The organism is Variovorax fucosicus, from assembly GCF_030316825.1.
Classification (GTDB): Bacteria; Pseudomonadota; Gammaproteobacteria; order Burkholderiales; family Burkholderiaceae_C; genus Variovorax; species Variovorax fucosicus.
The window spans coordinates 29,125-51,956 of record NZ_JASZYU010000006.1; the positions used below are offsets into that span (position 1 = coordinate 29,125).

General features: G+C 71.5%; 9 protein-coding genes. 1 reads left to right on the forward strand and 8 read right to left on the reverse strand.

Going from position 1 to position 22,832, the window contains the following annotated elements:
* Window positions 1–10 precede the first annotated feature (10 nt).
* Genes QTI05_RS27055 through QTI05_RS27085 form a run of 7 tightly spaced genes read right to left on the reverse strand, consistent with a single transcriptional unit; the run spans window position 11 to window position 21,397 of the window.
* On the reverse strand, window positions 11–3,601 hold the full coding sequence (locus QTI05_RS27055) for a hypothetical protein (RefSeq protein WP_286624867.1): 3,591 nt from the start codon (window positions 3,599–3,601) through the stop codon (window positions 11–13).
* The gene (locus QTI05_RS27060; protein WP_286624866.1) at window positions 3,598–7,614 is read right to left on the reverse strand and encodes a hypothetical protein; all 4,017 of its coding nucleotides are present in this window, start codon (window positions 7,612–7,614) and stop codon (window positions 3,598–3,600) included. The genes QTI05_RS27055 and QTI05_RS27060 overlap by 4 nt, the downstream gene beginning before the upstream one ends.
* The gene (locus QTI05_RS27065; RefSeq protein WP_286624865.1) at window positions 7,611–8,639 is read right to left on the reverse strand and encodes a hypothetical protein; all 1,029 of its coding nucleotides are present in this window, start codon (window positions 8,637–8,639) and stop codon (window positions 7,611–7,613) included. Before QTI05_RS27065 ends, QTI05_RS27060 begins: the two co-directional genes overlap by 4 nt.
* Window positions 8,636–10,678, reverse strand: a complete 2,043-nt coding sequence (locus tag QTI05_RS27070) for a hypothetical protein (RefSeq protein ID WP_286624864.1) — start codon at window positions 10,676–10,678, stop codon at window positions 8,636–8,638. Before QTI05_RS27070 ends, QTI05_RS27065 begins: the two co-directional genes overlap by 4 nt.
* Window positions 10,678–20,514, reverse strand: coding sequence for a DUF6603 domain-containing protein (locus tag QTI05_RS27075; RefSeq protein ID WP_286624863.1), 9,837 nt, complete (start codon window positions 20,512–20,514; stop codon window positions 10,678–10,680). Before QTI05_RS27075 ends, QTI05_RS27070 begins: the two co-directional genes overlap by 1 nt.
* A complete protein-coding gene (locus QTI05_RS27080; RefSeq protein ID WP_286624862.1) occupies window positions 20,511–21,137 on the reverse strand; it encodes a hypothetical protein in 627 nt (208 codons plus the stop codon). The genes QTI05_RS27075 and QTI05_RS27080 overlap by 4 nt, the downstream gene beginning before the upstream one ends.
* A 59-nt stretch (window positions 21,138–21,196) precedes the next feature.
* The gene (locus tag QTI05_RS27085) at window positions 21,197–21,397 is read right to left on the reverse strand and encodes a hypothetical protein (protein ID WP_286547110.1); all 201 of its coding nucleotides are present in this window, start codon (window positions 21,395–21,397) and stop codon (window positions 21,197–21,199) included.
* 198 nt (window positions 21,398–21,595) lie between these two features.
* Between QTI05_RS27085 and QTI05_RS27090 the strand changes: the two genes are divergently transcribed.
* Window positions 21,596–22,420, forward strand: a complete 825-nt coding sequence (locus tag QTI05_RS27090; RefSeq protein WP_286547112.1) for an undecaprenyl-diphosphate phosphatase — start codon at window positions 21,596–21,598, stop codon at window positions 22,418–22,420.
* 29 nt (window positions 22,421–22,449) lie between these two features.
* Here QTI05_RS27090 and QTI05_RS27095 read toward each other — a convergent pair whose 3' ends face one another.
* The gene (locus QTI05_RS27095; protein ID WP_286624861.1) at window positions 22,450–22,812 is read right to left on the reverse strand and encodes an SPW repeat protein; all 363 of its coding nucleotides are present in this window, start codon (window positions 22,810–22,812) and stop codon (window positions 22,450–22,452) included.
* Between the last annotated feature and the right edge of the window lie 20 nt (window positions 22,813–22,832).

Genomic DNA, 22,832 nt, shown 5'->3' on the forward strand with positions numbered 1-22,832 from the left:
ACTCCTGGTTTCAGGTGGTGACACAAACCGAACGCACTGCCACTTCGGGGCGGGTGAGGGCCAGTTCCTGCAGGGTGGCTGGCGCCAGTGCGATGTCGCTGGCGATGCCTGCGCCGGCGCGGATCACCGCGACCAGCAGCACCACCGTGTTGTTCTTGAGGCCGCCGAGGTTGAGGTCGAAGCTCGCGACACCCGCGTGCAGCGGATCGAGCGTCTGGCCGCCCAGGGCCAGGCGGCGCGTTGCGTTGGTGGTGCCAACGAAACTCCAGCCGGCGCCGAAGGCCTGTGCGGTGCTGCCGGTGGCGGAATTGAGCACCTCGTTCACCGCGGCGGTCCACGGCACGGGGCCGCTGAACCAGGTCGCGGGGTCGTCCGGTTTGGCCCGCTTCCTGGTTTTCGGATCGATCCACTTCAGCAGCGTCACGCGCACGTCGCCGCCGTCGCGCGCATCGAGCCCGCGGTGGTGCACGACGATGTCGACCTTCGCCGGCCCGCGCTTGAGCGTGCACGACGTATGGGAGAGTTCGCCTTCGCGCAGCTCCGGCGTCAGTTCGAGCAGGTCGTCCTCGGTCGGCACCACTGTGTCCCAGGCCTCGGCGGTGGCGTGAGGCGGCTTCATGTGCAGGTTCCAGAACGCCTTGGTGATCTCCACGAGCCGGAACTCCGGCGACACCGACGGCACCGCCGCGACGGTCACCGTGGGCACGCCGTGGTCGCGCAGCACCTCGCTGAAGTACGCGTCCCAGACGCCATTGGCGAAGATGCGCGGATCCTTGGTGCTGGAACGCAGTGCCGCCTGGAAGCGTCGCAATGGCTCCGTGGCCCCGGGGAAGGTGCTGCGCCGCCAGGACAGCGTGGCGGGCGCGGCCACGGCGGCCGGTGCCAGCCGCGGCCGCACGTCAGGGCTGCCGTGCCAGGATCGGTCGGTGGTCAGGTCGCGCTGTTTTTCGACGGCGCGCGGGCGGTGGCGCAGGTCGTCGTCATGCGCGCGCACATAGGTGAGATCCTGCACGTCGGCCACGTCGAGCCGCAGCTCCCACACGCCGCGCGACGCGATGGCCGCGCGCAGCAGCACCAGGCCGTTGTCGCTGAAGATCGCCAGGTCTTCCACCGCGGCCTCGGGCAGGCCGTTGACCTTCTGGGCCCATGCCCAGGTCGGGGCGTCGGCGCCGTGGTCGGTGCGCACGCCGCGCCAGACGCCCACCGTGGTGCCGACCCAGACCTCCGACGAAAAGTCCGGATTGCACGCGATCGAAAGCACCGGGGCCGGCACGCCGTTCGGATCGGTGCGCAGGCCGGTCGGGTGCCACTTGTCGGTGCCGTCGAACCACCACAGCGTGTCTGCATTGGCGATGTCGGCATTGCCGATGGTGCCGACGTACAGCGCACCGAGCGTGCCGCGCTGCGCCGGCGGATCGCCGGCAGCGGGCGGTGCGTCCAGGTTGACCGCGATGTCCGTCCACACCTTGGCGTCGAGCAGCGACGGCGGGGCCGGCGGGCGCTTCTTGACCTTGCCGCTCGGGGAGTAGCCGGCCGGCATGACATCGCGGGAAGTCCAGGTTCCGGGGCCGCCGGCGTTGTGCGAGCCCGCCGTGCGCTCGTAGCGCCGCAGCCGCTGGTTGCACAGCACCCAGGCCACGTCGGGGCTTTGCCAGCGGCAGACGGTGATGGGCTGGCCGATGCCGTCCTGCGCCGTGTTGCCGGGCAGGGGGTCGGTGGCGGTCGGCAGCGTCACCCAGCTGACGCCGAAGTCGTCGGAGTACCAGAGGCGGCGGGTGCCGATCAGCGTCTGGCTGAAGCCGGGCGTGATGGCCGGCGGCGAGGCGCGCACGTTGGCGATGCACGCCGGCATGGAGTAGAACGCCGCCTTCTCGCTCTCGGCTTTGACCAGCGTGCCGGCACGAACCAGGGGGCCGGTGCCGCCGGTCGCATCGACGTTCCAGTTGCCCTGCACGTACTGCGACATCGAGTGGTCGGGGCTGGCGGCGTCCATGATCACGCCGCCGCCGTCGCCCATGAACTTCATCTTCCACACCCCGCTGGACACGCGCGTCACCACGCCGTTGTCCTGCAGCCCGGCGATGAGGTGGCCTTCGCAGCGCGGATGGCCCGCGACGTAGTTCGACTCGCTGATCGACAGGCCCCGGTTGCAGGCGTAGAAGCCGGCCGGCCGCGCGGGCCGGTCGGACCGGAAGACGCCGCCGTCGCAGCCCGTCCACAGCCGCGCGCCGCCGTTGCTGTACGCCAGCGCATGCACGTCCGGATGCACACCCACGCCGATCATCGTGTAGGGCGTCGCAGCAAGGCCATAGGTCAGCACGCCCCCGTTACCCGGGTCTGGCGCGACTTCGGCGACCACGATGGAGGCGTTGTATTGCACCTGTGCGCCGTCGAGGGTGACGTCCTCCAGGTAGCTGCCGGCCAGCGCCACGCGGTTGGCGTTGGCGGGGTCGACGGCGATGGCAATGTCGTAGAAGCCCTGGTCGCGCAGCACGTCGGGCACGCCGACCACGCCATGCGCGACGGGCGGCGTCCCGGCGGCCGGATTGGTCACGCGGAACAGCGCGGCGGTGCCGACATCGCCCTGGTCGCCGAGCACCCACACCTGCGTGGGCGGCGTGGCGGCGGCCAGACTGCCCCGGCCGTCAGTGTAGAAAAAGGGCGATGCGGCATCGACCTCCACCGGCTTGAATTCGTCCGCGACCACGTCGCGCACCCACAGGCCGACCTTCGCGCCGTCTTTCACCCACACCCAGCAACGCGCCGGGCTGGCGCCGTTTGCCGGCGTCCAGAGCAGGTCGGTGCAGGCGGTGTCCAGCGCATCGAAGGGTGCGGAGGCCGGGCGCTCCCAATTGATGTTCGCGCCGGGTGCCGCAGGCCGCTGGTAGAGGCCGGTGAGGGTGGCGGCAAGCACGATGCTGCCGCCGGGCTCGCGCACGATGCTGTAGATGCCGTTGTTGACGAGGTTGGGCGCTTCGCGGACCCACGGGTCGGCGGCAACCGATTTCACGGGCTTGTCGCCCACCAGGATGCCGATGCCGCCTTCGGAGTCGCCGGGCTCGGCGGTCATCTCGCTGCTGACTTCGCCGGTACCGAGAAACACCAGGTCCTCGCCCTCGGCGGTGCCGAATTCGACATGCAGCGCGCCGCAGGCGTTGCGCTGCGCCGGCCGCAGGATGCCGGCCGTGTTGGTCGATGCGAGGCCGGCGACCGAGACCCAGCTGGCGCCGCCGTCCTTCGAGTACCAGACGCCGCCGTTGGCCGAAGCGGCATAGATGCGCAGGCCGGCCTCGTGCACGCAGAGCGCGTTGACGCGCCCACTCACGCGCGGATTGCCTTCGGCCTGCCCGCCCAGCACGGTGGCCGGGCCGAGCTGCTGCCACAGGTGCTGGCGGCCACTGGCGGGCGCGAAGGGCCCGGGGGCGGCGCCCGCGCGGCGGCGCACCGGCGGCGGTGCCGTGGCGCGGCTGGTGCGCAGTGCGGTGTCGAGGTCGAGCCCGTTGCGTCGACGTGCGTTGAAGCGCGCACGGCCGGCCGGGTCATCGCCTTCACCCTCGTCCCGTTGTCCCGCCGGCGCGACCGGCCAGTCGTAGCGGCTCATGGTGCGGCCCCTCCGGGTTTGTCGGGCGCCACGCGGATCCAGCCCTCGCGCAGCTCGGCCGGCGTGTCCGGCAGTAGCGCGGTCTGCGTGGCGGCCAGGATCGCGTCGGTGCGCCAGGTCGCCGGCGTGTCGCGCCACAGGAAGTTCTGGTTCTTGCCGAACACCGACACCTTGGGTAGGCGCACCTGGCCTTTGGTGTCGAGGTCGGTTTCCACCAGCACGGGCCCGGTGCGCAGCGACGGCGCGATCGCCGCCAGCCCGGGGCCGACCCAGTCGCGCGCCAGCGCGAGCGCCTTGCGCGGCAGCAGGCCCGAGGTCAGCGAGGCCTTGCCGGCCGGGTGCATGAATATCGTCAGCGTCACGGTCTGGCCGATGTGCAGCAGCAGCGTGTCGGCATCGTCGCTGCCGGCAATGTACGGATGGGTGATCGAGGTCTTCGGCGGCATGCCGGTGACGCTCGCGTACAGGCCGAGCTGGCCGCGGCTGCGCCCGCTCTCGGTGGCGCTGCCGGCAATCGCCTTGTCGACCAGCCGGAAGTGCGCGTAGTCGTCGTCGACGAAGAAGCCGAGCACGCCGTCGTCGCTGCGCGTCAGTTCGCCGATGCGCACCGGGAACGCATGGCGCGCGGCGCTGCGCTCGGCGTCGGCCCACTCCTGCGCGCGCTGCGGGTCGGACAGGTCGACGTCGTCAGGCGGCTTGAGTTCGAGCCGCAGTTGGGCACGCACCACCGCGACCGGCCGGCCCACCAGCCCGGCGACATGTTCGCTGCCGAGTGCCGCGAAGGTGTCGACGGTCCAGAGCGTGGTGTCGATCGCGCGCAGCAGCGCCGACAGGGCCGACTCGGGGCCGGCATCGGGTTCGAGCGGCGCGCCGCCGCGCCCGGCCGCGTCGGCGGCGACCAGCCCCGCGGCGAAGCGCCCGAGCGCCTGCTGCGCCGGCGCCAGGCCGTACAGCGGCCCCGAATCGGCGGGGCCTTCGCGGCCCGCGGCGATCTCCCACATCACGCCGCCGCTGACCGGTTCGTGCAGCAGCTCGCCGATCGGCGCGCCATCGATGCCGAACAGCTCGAGGCTTTCGTCCAGGTGGTCGGGCATCACGAAGCCGGCCACCGGGTTCACCTGCAGGGTGGTGTCGATCTGGTCGATGCGCGCCTCGACGCCTTCGGTGCCCACCACGGTCGATGCGTCCACCAGCCGGAACTGCCAGCGCGACGGCCGCAACAGCCGCGGCGCGACGGTCATCGCGTTGGGCCGGGTCGGCAGGATGTTGCGGGTTGGCGTGACCACGGTCGCCACAGGCACGTCGAGCGTGCGCCCGAACACGTCGAGCAGGCGCGCACGTGTCAACTGGATACAGCCGGCCAGCACGCTGCGCGGCGCCGCGGTCGGTGTCGGGTTGCCGACGGTGCTGCCATCGCCGGGCCGACGCAGCCCGTCGCTCACGGCGAAGCCGAGCAGCTGCGTACGCACGCCATCGAGCGCTGCCGTCACCACGTCGAGGTTGCGCACCGCTTCGTCGAGCGCGCTGAACGCGTCTTCGGTGGCCTGGTCGACCAGGCCCGCGCCGGCTTCGTCGAGCGCGTCCTCGCGCTTGAGCCAGTCGGTGATGGCGTCGTGCAGCGTGCCGGCCGCGCCGGTCGTGAGCTGTGCGCGGCCACGCAGCGTGGCGCTGTCGCCGTCGAACACGGTGCCCGCCGATTCGAGATCGATCGCGCCGAGTTGCCAGGCCGCCAGCGTCGGCGGGTCGAGCCCTTCGACCTTCAGCTCCCATTCCAGCCACATCGGCACCCACGGCTGGGCCCAGGTCGTGACGCCGACCAGATCGGGGTCGACGCCCTTGTAGAGCGAGAACTTGCGCACCTCGTCGGCGAGCATGGTCTGCTGCTGGCGCATGCCGGGCTCGATCGGCTTCTGCGCGGCGGCGGCCTGCCGGCGCCGGGCCTGCGGCGTCTTCGCGAGCGTGGGATGGAACGCGACGGTGGCGCCGTCGTAGGTGCCGTCGTGGCCGAAGCGCAGCACCGATTCGGCCTTGAGCCGGCTGAAGATCGCGCCGCGCTCGGCTTTCGACGGCGTCACCGCATCGGCGATCCAGTCGTCGTGGTACGGGTCGTGCAGCAGCGCCTCGCGCGCCAGCATCAGCACCTCGCCGGGCACGGCGCCGTTACCGAGCGAACGGATGAAACGGTCCCTGGCAATCACGCCGCTGATCTCCTGGATCACGTGGGTCGGCCAGCGGCAGGTGAGTTTGCCGTCGGCCGAGCCGCGGCCGTCGTTGCCGTGGCGCAGGCTGCGCGCGGCGCCGCGGATCGCCACCATCGGCTCGTCGGCGAAGGTGAAGCGCGCGGCCGGGCGGTTCACCACGCGCGCCTCGGTCGGTGCCAGCACCTCGCCCACGCGCGAACGCGCCACGTCGTTCACCATTGCCGCCGTGGCCTTGACCAGCGTGGGCTTGCCCTTGCTCGCGAACAACGTGGTGCCGCTCGCGCCCTGGGTGGCCTGCGGCGCGCCGTCGAAGGATCGCTTCGACCCAGCCGACGCCACAGCCGCGTCGCGGTGCTTGCCGACCTTGAGCCCGCCGGCGCCGCCGGTCTGCACGCGCTGCAGGTAGCGGTCGTTGCCGGCCGAGCCGGCCGGCACCGACGAGAACGCGGCGGCGTGCTCGTGCTCTTCCAACTCCACCAGCCCGTCGGCCGAGGCCAGGCGATTCACCTTCTGCGCGGTGAAGGCGGCCAGCAGGCGTTCGGAAGTGCGGCGCTGTTCCGGGGTGGCCTGCGGCACGGCGGCCAGGGCGGCGAGCAGGTCGTCGTCGTGCTGGCCGAGCGCGACGCGCAGTTGCGCGGCATCCGGGCGCCGATCCACCGGCGCCTTGCCGGCCACCGGCACGCCGTAGATCGCACCGTGCAGCAGGGAAGAGCGCAACTGCCAGGCCGGTGCCACGAAACGCTTCGCCGCATCGCTGGCGAAGGTGGAGGCGGCCGTCAGCGTCTGCTGCTCCATGAAGGTCTTGTCGATCGGCACATGGGGCTGCGCCGGTGCGGCAGCCGCCGCGGCGGCCGCGGCCACGCCGGTGCGCTTGACGGCGGCGGCCTGCACCGGGCGCTTGCTCGACCAGCGCTCCTCGGTCGTCAGGCCCAATGCGCGGCGCAACTCGAACTGCGCGCGCTCCTGCTGCAACGCCCACTGCTCGTCGCCCCATTCGGCCAGCAAACGCCAGCGCATGCGGTCGAGCAGTTCGTGCAGGCTGCCCTTGCTGCGCGCCGCGTCGAGCGGGTCGCGCGCCGGGTCGCTCCACCAGCCGGAGACGACGTAGGCCGCGCAGTCTTCGTCGACTCCGCCGGGCGCCAGCGTGGCGATGTCGTCCAGCGGATCGTGAAAGGAAAAGCGGTTCTGCACCGCGTCGTACACCGCCGCCCAGCTCACTGCGCCGCCCACGGTGCCGGTGAGCTGTTCCTTCTCGAGCGCCACGCCGAGCGGCACGGCGCTCGGGTGGCTGCCTTCCGTCCAGCTGCCGAGCGGCACCGCGATCGCGCGGTCGGCTTCGAGCACCCAGCCGGTCAGCACCGCGTCGGTGCCGCCGCGCGGCAGCACGATGCGCAGCACCACCCAGCGATCCGGCAGCACCGGCAGCGCGAGCCGGTTGGCGCTGCCGTCGGCACGCCGGTCGAAGCTGCCGCGCAGAAGCGCATCGGGCATGGCCCAGTGCAGGTGCACGCCGGGCGCGCGCGGCGTGCCTTCGGTGAACGGGTCGGGCATGCCGTCTTCGGGGTTGCTCACGCCCACGCCGTTGGCGCCGGCCAGCAGCATCGGCAGCCGCACCATCTTTTCGGTGGTGCCCGGCTCGACGTAGAGCGCCTGCACGTCCATCGGCACCAGCAGGCGGTGCTCGCGCAGCAGGTACTTGTCCCAGGTGGAGATTTCGCGCACGTCGAGCTGCGCGCGGTCGGCGGCCAGAAAGCGCTTGCCGCGCGTGAGTTCGCGCACGGTGCCGGCATCGAGCTTGACGCGATCGATCATGGGTTCACCCCGTTCACTTTCGCGGCCACGGTGCTCTTCCAGTCGACCAGCGAGACGGTCGCCTTGAACTGGTCGAGCCCGTAGAACTTCTTGCCTTCCAGATCCTTCGGGTCGCCGAACACTTGCCGGTAGGGAAAACGCAGCATCTGCAGCGCGTACTCGTTCGCCTCCAGTGCACCGTTGGCATTCGGCGCCCTGGCGGCAAGGCGCTTGCGCAACTCGGCCAGGTTGATCACGCCCGGTGCATTGCGGCGGAACGGCACGTCGACCGAGTTGGCGGCGGTGATGTCGTCTGCCGGCGGGACCGGATTGCCGTTGGCGTTGTCGCGCATCTGCACCTTGGCGCTGCGCTGGGCGGGTGGCGCGTCGGTGTCGAAGCGCACGCCGAACTGGATGCCCTGGCGCGGCTCCTCGATGTGCACCACGGCCGGCACGCCGTCGAACAGCACCAGCAGCACCGCGGGCGCCAGGCGCTCCATGCGCAGCACCTTCATGCGGTCGGGGTCGGACTCGGCCACGGTGGTGAGCTCGTCGTCCTTGAGCAGGTCGCGCGAATAGGCGCGCACGTGCAGGTTGGGCCAGCCCGAGACCGCGCGCGAGCGCAGGATGAAGCCGGTGATGGTGCCGCCCGCATCCGCCAGCCGCTTCTCGCCGCGCGGCGTGCGAACCGTGCGTTCGGTCTCGTCGACGTCGTCGCGGATGTGCGGGTACACGGCCTCCAGCTGGGCGCGGTCGGCGCTGCTGATGGTGCCGACGCTCAACGCGCCCTGTACCAGTGCGTCGGTCCATGCGCGGTCGATGTAGAAGAAGCGGATCGACTCGATCGGCAGCAGGTCGGCGTCGGGCACCAGGTAGCTGAAGGGCACGCCGTGCAGCAGGCGCAGCCGCGCCAGGAAGCGGCGCAGTTCGCCCGGCACCACGTGGTCGCCGTCGCCCGGGTCGTGGTCGGTGACGATGCCGGCGTAGTTCATCGAGGCGGCCTTGGCCGCGTCGAGCGCGATGGCGGCACTCATGAAGTTCTTCATGGCGCGTCCTCCTCTTCGCTGTCGGCCTGCGCCTCGGCGCCGGCGATCAATGCATCGAGCGCATCGGGCGGTGGCGCCGCCCGCGCGGCCGCCGCGGCGCGCGCGCCGGCCCGCACCGGCGGCGCGGCCACCCTCGGCGGCATCGCGACACCGAGCGCATGGTCGAGTTCGCCGCGCAGCGCGTTGCGCAGGCCGGCCACGGCCTTGGTGTCGAAGCGGATGCCGCTGTCTTCGCTGGCTACCGGTGCGCGCGTCTGCGCGATGGCCGCGAGCAGCCCGATCTGGTCACCGGTCTTGCGGATCACTTCCAGATCGATGCCGAGCCCGGCGGCGATCAGCACGTCGAGTTCGCCCTTCACCGCGATCTCGCGGCCAGGGTCGGCGATCGGCCGGCGCGGGCCGATGATCTTGTCGGGGTTCTTCACCATCTCGCCGATCGCCTCGAGCGCGACGAAGCGGCCGAGGTCGATGCGCACGCCCGACAGCTCCGGCATCGCGTAGGGCAGTGCCTGCATCAGCAGCTCGCGCACGCGCCCGGCGCCGAACTGCTCGCTGCGAAAGCGCATCAGCGCCGACACCACGGAGAGTTGCGACAGGCCGAGCAGCCGGCCGATCTCGAAGGCGGCAGCGAGCGCGAGATCCTCGCGGCCATCGGGCACGATGCGGCGCAGCTGATCGGCCGAATGCGCAAGCGGCGGCAGGCCGCTTGCGGCCGGCGCGTCGCGCGTGGTGGGGAAGGGCACGCAGGGCCCGCGGTACCAGGCGCGCACCGGGTCGCCGCGCCGCGTGCGGTGGCCGAGGCCAATGTGCCCGGTCTGCACCACTTCCGGCCCGGGCCCGGCGGCGGGTGCGGCATTGGCCGGCGCGGGTTCGGGCACCGTGCCGAGCAGGCCGACGTCCAGATCCTGCATCAGGGTTTCGAAGGTGGCGCCTTCGTTGGTGGTGAACGACCAGTGCGCGAGCACCGGGAAGCGCAGCACCTTTTCGATCGCGAAGGTCTCGATCGGAAAGCGGAAACCGCGTCCCATCGTGTCGCGCACCAGCTTCTTCGCATCGGGGTCGAGCGCAACGGCCTTCACTGCATCGCTCGCATTCGCCCATTGCTTGCCGACCGTGCCCTGCGTCATCGTCTGCGCGCCGTCGAGCGCGACGCCGACCTTGGGCGACGCATGTGCGGTCTGCTGCAGTGCGCGCGGCGCACGCGCCCGACCCGGCGCCGCGTCGCCCAGCACGCTGGCGCCCGGCAGCACCACGTTGCCGAGGCCGACGCCGCCCATCACGCGCGGATCGGGCCCGATGCCGGCGTCGATTTCGGCCAGCACCGACCAGTCCTGCGCCAGCGCGTATTCGAAATGGTTCACGAACGGCTCCGGCGGCGGCAGTGCGGCGAGCTGGCCTTCGAGGTTCACCAGACAGGCCATGTAGCGCACCGGCGCGTTCTTCGCGGCGTCGAACACCGGCAGCCGGTTGGCCAGCACCACGGCGAGCCAGCCGTCGTCGTCGCCGTTGGCCAGTTCGGTGTCGTTGACGTCGACCTCGCGCACATGCGTCAGCAGCGCCAGGTCTTCAAGGCACGGAAAGATCTTCTTCACCACTGTTTCGGTCACCGCGAGATAGAGGCCCTGCTCGACGTCCTTGTCCTGTGCGTCCAGCAGCGTGGTGCCGGCCGTGACGCATTGCGCCACCGCGGTTGCCGTGGACAGCTGCGCCTCGCCTTCGGCCACCACCACGAGCGCGAGCCAGGGCGTGGGCGAGGGCTGCACCTGCCCCGCGGGGTTGCGCTCCCAGGGCAGGGTGCGGCGCTTGAGCACGATCTGCGGCAGGCGGTCGCCGAACGCGCCTTCGGCATTGGCCGGCGGAAAGGTCGACAGGATCTGGTCGGTCGGCATCACGTAGCGCGGTGCGGCCACCGTCACGTGCGTGTGCTCCGGCGCCACGGCGAAGGGCAGGCCGGTCTGCTCGCTGACCAGTTCATAGGCGCCTGCCGTCAGCGGCGGCATGACGTTCGAATGCAGCACGAAATGTCCGGTCTTGGGCATCAGCGGTGCCCTCCCTTCTTGCGCCTGCTTGGCGGGTTGGTGCCGACGGCGGCGAGTGGCCGGCCGCTGGCGAGTGCGCGTGCCTGGTGCCGCTCGGTGGACGAGCGCACCGGGCCGAGCCATGCGAGGCGGCTGGCCGGCGCGTCCTTGGCCGGCGCAGCGGCAAAGGGACGCAGCGCTGCGTCGAGCCCGCGCGCCGAGATCGCCGCAATGGCGCCGGTCGCGTCGAGCTGCGACGAGCCCATCACGCCGACCAGCGACCAGCCCGCTTCGCTGGCGATCGTGACCACCACCGGGCCGCTTCCGTCAGGCACGATGTCGTAGGCCAGCACGCTGCGGTTTTCCATGGCGAGCAGCACCGGTGCCAGCGCTTCGCCTGCTGCGTCCTGCCGGCGCTCGGCGCCGTCCAGGCCCATCAGCAACTGGCGCGCGCCGGCCGCATCGCCGAACGCTGCCGGGTCATCGAGCACGATGACCACGCTGCGGGGCGCCTGCGTGAAGGTGGTGCTGACGGTGCTCACGCCGCGCGCGAGTTCGGCACCGCCGACCCAGCCCGCATCGAGCCGTTCGCGGTGCAGCGCCAACGTGTCGCCGTTCGAGCGCACCACGCAGCCCGGCGCCACCGCGCTCGACCAGCCGGCGTAGGGCAGTTGCATGCCGGCATGCCAGCCGGCCAGCCCGGCGTCGATCGCGGCGCCCGCCTGTGTGCTCTGGCCGATGGCCACGATGCGCTCGGTGCCGGCGGGGATCTCGATGCTGCCTTGCTTGCCGGTGACGTCAGGACCGACCATGGCGTCGGCCAGCAGCTTGCCGCCGAGGCCCAGCAACACCACGCGCGCCGGTGCACCGCTCACGCCCAGGCTTGGACGTGCGCCGCCCAGCGCGGCATCTGCCTTTGCATTTGGCAGCTTCAGCACCACCGTCTGGCCCGGCAGCAGGCTGGCGCCGGGCTGGCCGGTGGCCGCACGCGCGCTGCGCGGGCCGGCTGCCAGTGCCGCCGTGAAGTCGCCGAGCAGCGCGGTGGATGCGCCGCTGCGCGCCACCACGGCAGGCGCCGCATGCCCGATCGCCGTGACCGGCACGCCGACTGCGCCGATCACCGTCTTGACCTTGTCGGTGCGCACCGCCTGCGGCTCGGCGAGCACCAGCCGTGCCGCGATCGAACGGCTGCGTTCGGCTTCGACCGAGGCGAAGCTCGGCGGCGCCACGCGCCATGCCTTGGCCGAGCCCTTGACCGTGGTGCGCGCGGCCGACGCGACGCGCAGATCCACCGTCGCGCCCGACATGAAGCCGACCGCCACCGGCGCATCCACGAAGTGGTCGTAGACCTTGGCGGCGGGCGTGGCGCCGACGGCCGGTGCCACCGTTGCCGGATCGCTCTGCAGCCCTTCGGCCAGCGTGCCCAGCAGCGGCGGCGCCTGGCGCTCGCCGCGCAACGACGCCATCGCCGTGGGCGTGGCCGCAAGAAAGGTTCTGGCCTGCTGGAACGCGGCCGCCACCGTGGCCGGCGCGGTGATCAGGCCGGCCACCGCCTGCGCCTGGCTCTTGAGCAGGTTCACGTCGACGCTGCGGCGCGAGAAGGGCAGCGGCTTGCGCTTGCCCGCGACCACCTGGTAGTACGGGATTTCCGGCCCGCCGCCCGACGGCGTGGCGCGCGAGACCAGGTCGAGCTCGTTGAGCGCCTCGATCATCTCGGCCTTCGGCACCTTGCGGTTGTCCGCGTCCTGCGGCGGACCCCAGATGCCGACCGGGAAGCTGCCGAACGGCCGCGCCGTGGCCACGAACGGGAACGGCTGCGTGGCACCCGCGCGCTTCCAGGTGAGCTGGATGACCGGCTGCAGGTTCTGCGCATCCATCGGCGCCACGCCGAGCGCGCGGCTGGCCGCATGCGGCGTGGTCGCGCCGGCCGCGGCCTGCACCCGCGTGACGCTGGTGGCCGGCACGGTGGTGGTGAAGGTCATGCCGAACTCGACCACCACCACGAACGGCCGGGCGGCCGAGCCGTCGGGTGTCGAATCCTCGCCCTTGGCCGGCAGTGCCCCGAACGAGGTCATGAGCGCATGGGCCAGCGCACCGCCGTCGCCGGCTTCGAGGTACTTGTCGATGAAGGCCGGGGCCGACAGCGGCTGCTTCTGGGCCTGGTCGGAGCCGCCGAACTCGACGGTGAGCTCGATCGGCCCGACTTCGAACGTGGCCTTGCCGTGGAAGTCGGGGCCGGTCACCTCGATCCGCGCGCCGATGCTGATCGAGATAGTGACCTCGCCGAAGATCCACGTGTCGATCGTCACGCCCGCGGCGATGCGCGCATAGGCGTCGACGTCGTAGTGGAACGGGTCGAAGTAGACGATGCCGTTGGCGCCGAACTTCACCTCGGCCCAGGCCGGGCCGAAGCTGGCCGAGGCTTCGAAATCGCCGCCGGCCATCAACGCCTCGGAGGTGAGCGCGAAGTAGCTGCCCGACTTGATGACGATGTTGTCGCTGACGCTCCAGCGCATGCCGAGCCGCGGCACCTGCGGGTAGCCGTCACGGTGGAAGTCCGGGTGGTAGCCGCCGAGCGTCAGCACGAATTCGCCCTTGTGCTCGCCCTTGAACCAGATCACGTAGGCAAAGCCGCCGGTGAGCTTGATGTCCGGGTACAGCAGCCACGAGTTGTCGGTGAGCTGGCCCTGCACCCACAACACGCCTTCGCTGCTCGAGAAGCGCACCATCAGCGCCAGCTCGATCGACACCAGCGCCACCTGCGGCCGCGGCAGCGCCATGCGCGCCAGGCCCAGCAGGTTGATGTCGAGCCCGTCGCCGATCTCCACCGCCACCACCGCGATGCCGTCGACCAGCGCGAAGCTGTTGAACGACAGGCCCGCGGCGAACCAGAAGGTGCCCTTCTCCATCGGGAAGTAGTCGCCCAGCTTGCGCAACTGCGTCATCGGATCCTGCGGCTGCGCGGCGATGTCGAGCGCCTGGATCAGCGGGTAGTCGCCAAAGCGCGAGAGGTCGGTCGGCACCACCAGCTTGCGGTTGATGCCGAAGCCGCCGCCAATGCCCGTGAGGAAGAACGCGGGCGGCCCGCCGATCGGCCCGTTGACCGCGCCGACCGCGAAGAAGGCGGTGAACTTCTGGCCCGCGACTGTGCCTTCGCCGTAACCGCCATAGATCGTGATGCCGTAGACGCCGAAGCGGCCCAGCAGCATGCCGAGGTACTCGATGCCGACCGGCGTCTGCTGCTTGAGCAGGCCGCCTGCGATCGACACGCCGGCCATGTTGGCCGACACCGCCAGGCCCGCCAGGTCGACCGCCCAGTTGTTCGGGTTGAAGAAGTCGCCGTTGGTGGTGAGGTAGGTGATCTGCAGGTCGTCGACTGCGCAGGTCAGGCCGAACATCGACACCGAGCCGTCCATCAGCAGCGAGACGCGCTCGACGCGGCCGGCCGGCATGGTCGCGCCGAAGCCGATCTGCTCGAGGTAGAGCGGGCCGAAACCCTTCTGGATCGCGATCCACCAGGGCCCGTCGCCGTCGCCCGCACGCAGCGTCACATGCACCGGCTGGTTGTCGTGCTTCTGGATTGCGAGCGCAGGCGAGAAGGCCGGTTGCGGTGGCTTCGGGCCGGTGTCGCGCATGATGCCCTGCGCGATGCCGTTGTCACCCTTGGCGCCGCCGGCCGACACCGCCAGGTTGGAGAACTGCAACTGCACACCGCCGCTGCGCGCACCGCCGCCGTCGATCTTTGCGAACGCGTGCAGCGCAATCGATTCGAGCGTGATGCCGGCGTCGAGCAGCGGGCCCGAGTTCTTGCCGATGCGCAGGCCGACGCCATTGACCGTGAGGCTCGGCGTGAAGCGCAGCGGCAGCGTGTCGGGCAGGAAGCCGACGAACAGGCCGCCGTTGCCGGGCGGGTTGTTTTCGATCCACGCGTCATCGTTCTCCAGCCACAGCATCACGTTGCCGCTGACCAGCGGGAAGCGCTTCGCCAGGCCGGCCTGCAGGCCGATCGTGCCCCCGGACTTGGTGAACGACACCGTGAAGCCGTCGACGGTGATCGCGATGCCGGCGCCGGCGATGTTGCCGAACAGCCTGTGGATGCGCGTCAGCAGGGTGGTCGGGTCGAACATGCCGTTGACCAGCTGCGTCGGATTCGCCTGGTCGCGCAGCACCACGCCGCGCATCATGTTGCGGACGTTGGTGGCGCCCACGGCGGTGTCGAGCAATTGCGTCACGGCCGGCTGCGCCATGGCCACGCCGGCCACCAGGTCGGCCACCACTTCGACGATGCGCAGCGCCACCTTGACCGGGTCGACGCTGTCGAGGCCGCTGACGACCGGGCCATCGCTCGCGACCAGCGCGAACTGGTGCGCGTCGAGCAGCCAGCGGATCGCGAAGCGATGCGTGTCGTCGACCGCCATGCCGATCGCCACGCGCGAGCCGCCCACCAGGCCGTTGCCGGCCGCGACGGTGACAAAGGGCCGCAATTCGACGCCGCCGGCATCGATCTGCGCCGGGCCTGCGGTGACGCTGAGTTCCTCGATGCCGGTCGCCGCCAGCGCGAGCGTGAAGCTGATGTGCTCGATGCCCGGCACCACGATGTCGTTGCCGCTCAACGCCACTGCGCCGCTCGCAGGGCTCCACGCCAGCGCGAAGCCGCCGATGGCGACGGTCAGCGTGTTGGCGTTCGCGGTGGCTGCGACGTCCGCAGGCATGAAGCTGTCGAGCAGGGGCGCGATCGTCGTGAGGCCGGTCGAGGCGATCGACGGCAGCGCGAGGACGAGCTGGCCGGTCGGGTCGAGCGCCCAGTCGTGCAATGCCACCGCGTCGAACTTCTTCGGCGCGCCGCTGCGCAACGCCAGTGCGTCGCCGACCGTGCCGACGAGCTGCCCGACCGTGCCATTGATGCCGGCGAGCTGATCGAGCAGGAAGGGCAGCGCCGCCTCGGCCGCCGCCGCCAGCGAGCCGAGGCCTGCGAAGGGCACCAGCGGAATGTCCGCGCCGGAGGCAGGCCGCACGAAGACTTCGATGCCGCCCGTGCCCAGGCGTGCATGCACGGCTTGCCGGCCCGAAGCGGCGCCGGTGAGGCCCACATGCAGTTGCAGGCCCAGGGTTGGCGGGCCGGCGCTGCCGAGCGTGAGACTGGCGCCGAGCCCGGCTGCCAGCCGCGCAGCTACGCCGGCCGGTGGCGCCCAGGCGCCGGGATCGACATCGAGCGCGAGCCGCGCGCCGGCTGCAGCCGGCGCAACGCTGAACGTGATGCCGCTGCCCAGCACCAGCGGCGAGCCCGCCGCGCCGGCCACGCCCAGCAGCGGCCGCAACGCATCGAACAGCGCCTGGATGCGCGCCGGGTTGGCGCCGAGCGAACCGGCACTGCGCAACCAGCCCGCGGGATCGGCCAACAGCCCGGCCAGGGGGCGGATCGCGCGCTGCGCATCGCCCGCCGCGCCCGCCAGCAGGCCGAAGGCATCGAGCGCGGCGTCGATCACCGGACGCGCCGCTTCGTCGGCCTGGCGCATCAGTTCGAGCGCGGCGTGGCCGCCGAGACTGGGCGCGCTGCGCGCCACCGCGCGGGCGATCGCCTGCGCGTCGGGGTTCGGCCAGAGCGCCACGATGTCGGTCGCGCCACCGGACTGGTGCCACTGCAGCGACACCTGCAGCGGCTGCAGCGCGAGCACGAGGTTGAGTGCGCCGGCAGGCTGGGTCGGCGTGTCGGCGCCAAAGCGCAATTCACCACCCAGCCCGGCGGGCGACGCGGTGACGTCGGCATGCCAGCCGAAGCGGCCACTGGCGTTGCCACCGCCCTGCACACGCACCGAGCGCGCGACCAGATCGACGCTGCTGCCGAGCGGCCCGAGCAGCACCGCGACTGCTTCGGACAACTCGGCACCCGCCACAGCCATGCGCTGCCGCAACAGGCCGCCCGGGTCGTGCAGCAACTGGTCGAGTGCGTCGCCTGCGAGGCCACCCGTGGGGCTCGTGAGGCCAAGTGCGGACAGCAGCGAATCGAGCGCCAGCGATGCGATGCCAGCCGCGTCGGCACCGATGCGCTGCACCGCGGTGGCCAGCAGCACGCGCGCTTCGGGCAGCAGCGGCACGGCACCCGGCCCGGTGCCGAGCACCAGCCGCTCCCACGACTGGCCGAACACGCGTGCGTCGTGCAGCGTGACGGTGGCCGTGCCCGTGCTGCTGCCGTCGAGCGGCAGCGCGATGTCGGCCGTCACGCAGCGCAGTTCGAGCTCGGGCGTGGCGCTGAGCCAGCCGAGCCGGTCGCCAACGCGCAGTTGCACGCGCAGCTGGCGGGTGGTGTCGATGCCGGCGGTGGTCTTGTCGAACGAGAACAGCGTGAGCAGCGCGCTGCCGCTGAACGACAGGGCGCCGCTGGTGGTGGGCGCGAGCACCAGCCGCAGCCCGGCCTGCACGCCGGTGGGTTCCGGCAACGGGGTTGCCGCGCGGGTGCGTGCGCGCTGCGCCAGGCCGGCCGCGACGATGGCTGTGAGGGCTCGCGCGATCCGGCTTGCCGGCACGGCGCCGAACACCGCGGTCACGGCCAGGCCGGCGCGCGGTGGCACCGGGGCGACGGCGGGTGGCCGGAGCTCGGCCGCAGGGTCGGCCCGATCGACCAGTTCCATCATCGCGCCGACCAGGCCGCGGCCGAGCGCGAGGTCTTCGTCGTCGGGCTCGTCGTCGGCCGTCGGCGCGGGCGGTAGCAGACGGTGCAGCAGCCGCAGCGCGTCGGCGGTCGGCTGGGTGGTGATCGCGGTCAGCGCAATCGGCGCGAGCGGCGTGCCCAGCGTGACCAGATCGGTGACCGCCGCCTGCGCCTGCGCCGCCAGGCGCGCGGCATGCCCCGCGCCATCGAGCGCGACCAGCGCGATGTCGTTGCTGACGCCGGCCAGCGCATCGAGCACGCGCGCCAGGCGGGCGGCCTGTTCCGGCGTGCCGTCGGTGGTGCTGCCGGTGGCCAGGCAATCGGCGCGGCTGCCGAGCGCGACGAACCAGTCGCCAACCGCGGCGGCGGGCGCGGCAAACATCGCGGCGTCCAGGCGCGGCGTGCCGAGGTCGATGCGGCGGCCAGCCGGTGCATCGGGCCAGGCCGTACTGCCGAGCGCGACGTAGACCGTGGTGGTCGGGATGCGCCCGGTCAGGTCTTCCAGGTCGAGCTGCCCGAACAGCTGGCCGGCCGCGAAGCCCGTCAGATCGATCGTCACGCCGGTGGGCGGCGTGGCGGGCGCCACGATGCGGCCGTCACCCCCCACCCAGCGCTGCGCCAGCGCGGCAAGGCCGGCGGCAACGTCGCGCGCTTCCACCAGTTCGCGCACGTCGGCGGCGACGCGCGCCTCGTCCGCCAGGGCGGCCGCGAGCGCGGCGGGCGAAAGCCCCGGGTCGCCCGGGCGCCAATTGCGCAGCGGCTCGGGCGCACGCGTCAGGCGCGGTTCGAGCCCTGCGGGCGGGAACCATACGGCCAGGTTCGGCAGCCCGTCGGCGAGCGCCAGGCGGTACGGGTCGTCGGGATGCCCGCTGCCTTCGATGAAGCCGCGGTTCGGGCCTGCGCCCGCGAAAAGGTCGGCCAGCAGCGCAAGGGCTTCAGGCCCCGCATCGCTCAGTGCGAGGCGCGGCAGCCAGCCGCGCAGCGCCTGCGCCGGGTCGCCGACCAGATCGGCCAGGCGCAGGCGCGCGCCGCTGTCGGCGATGCCGGCGGTCGAGGGCAGCTCGGTCGTCCAGCCCAGTGCCGCGACGGTGTCGCCGAAGAAGCCACCGAGCAATTCGCCCAGATAGCCGACCAGAGCCTCGACGCCGTCCCAGGCCGCAGGCGCCAGCGTGACGCTGCCATCGGCGGCGATCGCCGGCAGCGCGATCGGCACGCTCAGATCGCCAGTGGCCAGGTGCAGGTCGGGTGCGCTCACGCTGGCCGCGAGGCCACCGGCCGGTGTCCAGCCCAGCCGCAGGCCGACGCCGCGTGCCGTCAGCGCCGTGCCACTGCCGAGCGCGAGCGTGACGCGCGGCGGGTTGATGCCGCGCTCGCGTGCCGAGAGCACGCCTTCGACGCCGGGAAGCAGGCTGGCGCTGCGGGCCTGCAGGTCGATTTCGGCGAGCGTGGCGGCGATGCGCGTCTCGATCACCGTGCAGCGCTGGCCCAGCGTGTCGACGCTGGTGACCACGGCCAGCCCGATGGTGAGCACCGGCCCGTCGGCATGGAACTCGAGTGCCAGCGGGCCGACCAGCGGCACGCGCCACGGGTCGAGCGCGATGCCGGTGCCCAGGATGGCCGAGGCTGCGGAGCCCGCATCGGCCAGCGCGTTGCGCAGTTCGGCCAGCACGGTGGCAGCCGCATTGCCGGCGGCCGCGACCAGCGCTCGCCAGTAGCCGGCGATGGCCGCCAGCGGGTCGGCCATGAGGGCCGGCAGCGTCACCGCTGCGACGCCCGCGGGCGCGTCCAGCCCGATCAGCAGGCGCACCGCGGGCAGCGCGCCGCCGAGATTGCCGAGCAACTGGGTGGCGACATCGCCGACGGTGTTGCCCACCGCATCCATCACCGCATCGGGCGAGGTCAGATCCAGCGTGGGGTAGGTGTGGGCACCGAGCACCACGCCGTCGGCGGCCAGCACGAAGTTCAGATGCCGATCGCCGTCGAGCGCGAAGCCGATGCGCAGTGTGTCGGCCCGCGCGACCGGCGGGCCGGCGACGTCGAGCACGCGCTGTCCGTTGACGGGTCGGCCGGCCGCGGCCCACAAGCCGAACTGCGGCAGGGCCTTCGCCGCACCGGTGACGAGGTCGACCTCGAACAGGTCGGCCCGCGCCTCCACGCGTTTCGTGGCGTCGCCCAGGTCGATGCCGAGCGATGGGGTCAGCCGGGTGTTGCCGCTCGGGCCGGTGTCGACGCGCAGGCCCAGCGTCAGGTTGATCGTCGGGCCCGGCGCGCCGCCGAGCTGGAACGCCACAGCGTCGTCCTGCGGCTCGCCGCCCAGCAGCGTGGCGAGGTAGCCCATCCAGACGCTGCGGCTGGCCGGCGTGGTGATGAGGCCGTGCAGCCAGGCGGCGATGGCCTGCACGCCCTGGGTCGGCAGGGCTGTGATCGGAAAGTCGGGAATCGCGTCGCCGCTCTTCAGGCCGAGCAGGCCGCCCACGGCGGCAATGACAGAGCCGGCCGCGGCGCTGTCGGCCTGCGCCTTGACCAGTGCGAGCACCAGGTCGAGCAGCGCGTCGTCGAGTTCGTCGAGCCCGTCGGCCGCGACGCGGAGGTCGCGCGGGCCGGTGGCGCCGGGCAACTGGAAACCGGTGAGGCTGAGCCCGAACACCGGGGCGACCGGGTCGTTCGGGGCGGTGGGCAGGTCGATGTCGATGCCGATCGCGCCCAGCCGCGCCTGGCCCGGCACCGGCGCTGCAGCGTCGACCGTGATCGAGGTGGCAAGCCGGATGCGCCCGCCGGCCGAGCCCAGCAGCAGCGCCTGGGCCGGCGTCACGTTCGGGCCGTTGCCCTTCTTCGTGCGGAACAGCGGCACGGCGAGCGAGCTGGTCGAGGCCGGGTTGGTGGTGTGCACCGCGATGCCGATGCCGATGTGCAGCCCGTCGGGCTGCGACTCGTCGACCGTGACGGCGATCGTGAGATCCGGGTCGTCGAGGTGCACGATCGGCAGCCACACCACGCCGCGCGGGTCGGTCGTGCGGTCGGCGCCGCCCATCGCGTCGTCGACGAAGGCGATCAGCGCCTCGCGCTGGGCCTGGTTGGCCAGCATGGTCTTGAGCGAGGCTTCAGGGTTGCCGAACCAGCCCGGGTTCGGCTCGCCCTCCGGCGTGAAGACGCCCAGCGCCTTGGCCAGGTTGCCGAGCACGCCGAGGTCGTCGCTCGCGAAGCTCATGGCGCGACTCTCAGTTTCAGGCCGCTCGCACCGGCAAAGCGGTGCCGTGCCATCGGCACGATCTGCAGGCCGCGCTTCGACGCGGTGAGCTCGACCGGCACCAGCACGTTGCCACGGGCGTCCTTGCCCAGCGCACCGGCGACGCCGCTCACCATGCCGAGCACGCCCTGCCAGGCAAAGGCGACCAGCGCTTCACCCCATGTATCGACGATCAGTGCCGGGCCGTTGGGGCGGCGGTAGGTGGAGGCGTAGAGGCCGGAGGGCTCCTTGTCCGATCCCACGGCGAACACCACCTCGATCACGGCGTCGCCGGTCTGGTCGCAGCGCACCGGCAGCGTGACGCGGATCAGCCCGTCCGCGATCTGCACCTGCAGACCCGTCAGGCTCACTGCGAGCTCGTTCTCGCCTTCGACCCAGACCACCTCGGTGCGTTTGCTCGGTCGGAACAGGCCGCTCGCGCGCCGCACCGCAACGCGAAAGAACTCGGAGGCCTGCTTGTCCTCGAGCGAAACCGGTTTGAAGATTTCGCCTTCGGCCATCGGCTTCGGCGCCGCCGGAAGCCGGTCGGCGCGGCGCTCGGCCGCGACGAAACGCAAATACTCTGGCGCGACACCATCCGTCATGGTTCGGAACCCTTCCGGCAACTGTTTCGCGAGAGTCCACCGCTCGCGTCGGTGGCAGCTCAGCCGTTGCGTATGAAGCGCGACCTGATCGCGCTGCCGACCCAGCTCACCACGAGCCAGGTCAGCAGGAACGCACCCGTTTCAAGCATGAAGCTGTGAAACTTGTAGAACATTTCGGCCACGCCGAACGAGAACAGAAGCGGCACTGCCTCGTCGACCAGTGCGCGCTTGACACCGGCGTTTCGGATGAGTGTGTACATCTTCTTTTCTTCCGGGGGTGGTCAATGCGGCGCGAGCTTACGCGCCTGCCCAATGCGTCACAAGCGCCCCGATGGCCGTATAACTTGTGAAATAGTTCACGCAAATGGGCCTTCCGGGCGGCAAGGGTCCGGCACGGAGGGCTGACGGCCACCTGAACGGCGCGCTCGCGATAATCGGCGCACTTTCAAGGAGATTGCGTGGATATCGTTTTGCTGGCCAAGGCCGCGATCATGGGCATCGTCGAAGGCCTGACCGAGTTCTTGCCGATCTCGTCGACCGGACATCTGATCCTGGCGGGCTCGCTGCTCGGCTTCGACGACGACAAGGCCAAGGTGTTCGACATCGCGATCCAGACCGGCGCGATCTTCGCGGTGATCCTGGTCTATTGGCAGAAGATCCACTCGACCGTGGTCGCGTTGCCGCGCCAGCCGAAGGCGCGGCGCCTGGCGCTCAACATCCTGATCGGCTTCCTGCCGGCGGTGGTGCTGGGCCTGCTGTTCGGCAAGGTGATCAAGGCGCACCTGTTCACGCCGGTGGTGGTCGCCACCACCTTCATCGTGGGCGGCTTCATCATCCTGTGGGCCGAGCGGCGGCCACCGGGCTCGGTGCGCATCGAGCATGTCGACGACATGACGCCATGGGACGCACTCAAGGTCGGCCTGGTGCAGTGCCTTGCGATGATCCCCGGCACCAGCCGCAGCGGCTCGACCATCATCGGCGGCATGCTGCTCGGCCTGAGCCGTCAGGCCGCAACCGATTTCTCGTTTTTCCTCGCGATCCCGACCCTGATCGGCGCGGGCGTGTACAGCCTCTACAAAGAGCGCGCGCTACTGTCGGTGGCCGACGTACCGCTGTTCGCGGTCGGCCTGGCGTTCTCGTTCATCAGCGCATGGCTGTGCGTGCGCTGGTTGCTCCGCTACATCAGCACCCACGATTTCGTGCCGTTCGCCTGGTACCGCATTGCGTTCGGCATCGTCGTGCTGGCCACCGCCTGGAGCGGGCTGGTGGTCTGGGCCGAATAGCCGGCGACGCAGGCGCCGGCCAAACGGCGCTAGTGGGCAGGGCCTTCGATCCAGCTCTTGTAGTCCTTGTCGACGAACAGTACCCAGAGCGACAGTACGAGCACGACCACGCCCGTCACGAAAGCGCTGAGCATGGCGTTGCGCGTCGCGGTGAAGCCGAGCACCACCGGCGATGCGATCAGCGCGAACCCGAGCGCGGCTTCAGTCCACTCTTCCCAGGCACGCGGTACCAGCGTCGCGCCCAGTGCCGCGGCGGCGAGCGCCACCCCGATCACCACGGTGGACGTCATCGCGACGGTATTGCCGGTGAACCCGAGCGCCCAGGGCGAGGCGATCAACCACAGCGCCAACAGCACGTTTACCGGGTCTTGCCAGTGTTTGACTGGCGTCATTTGCTTGAGTAGCTTCATAC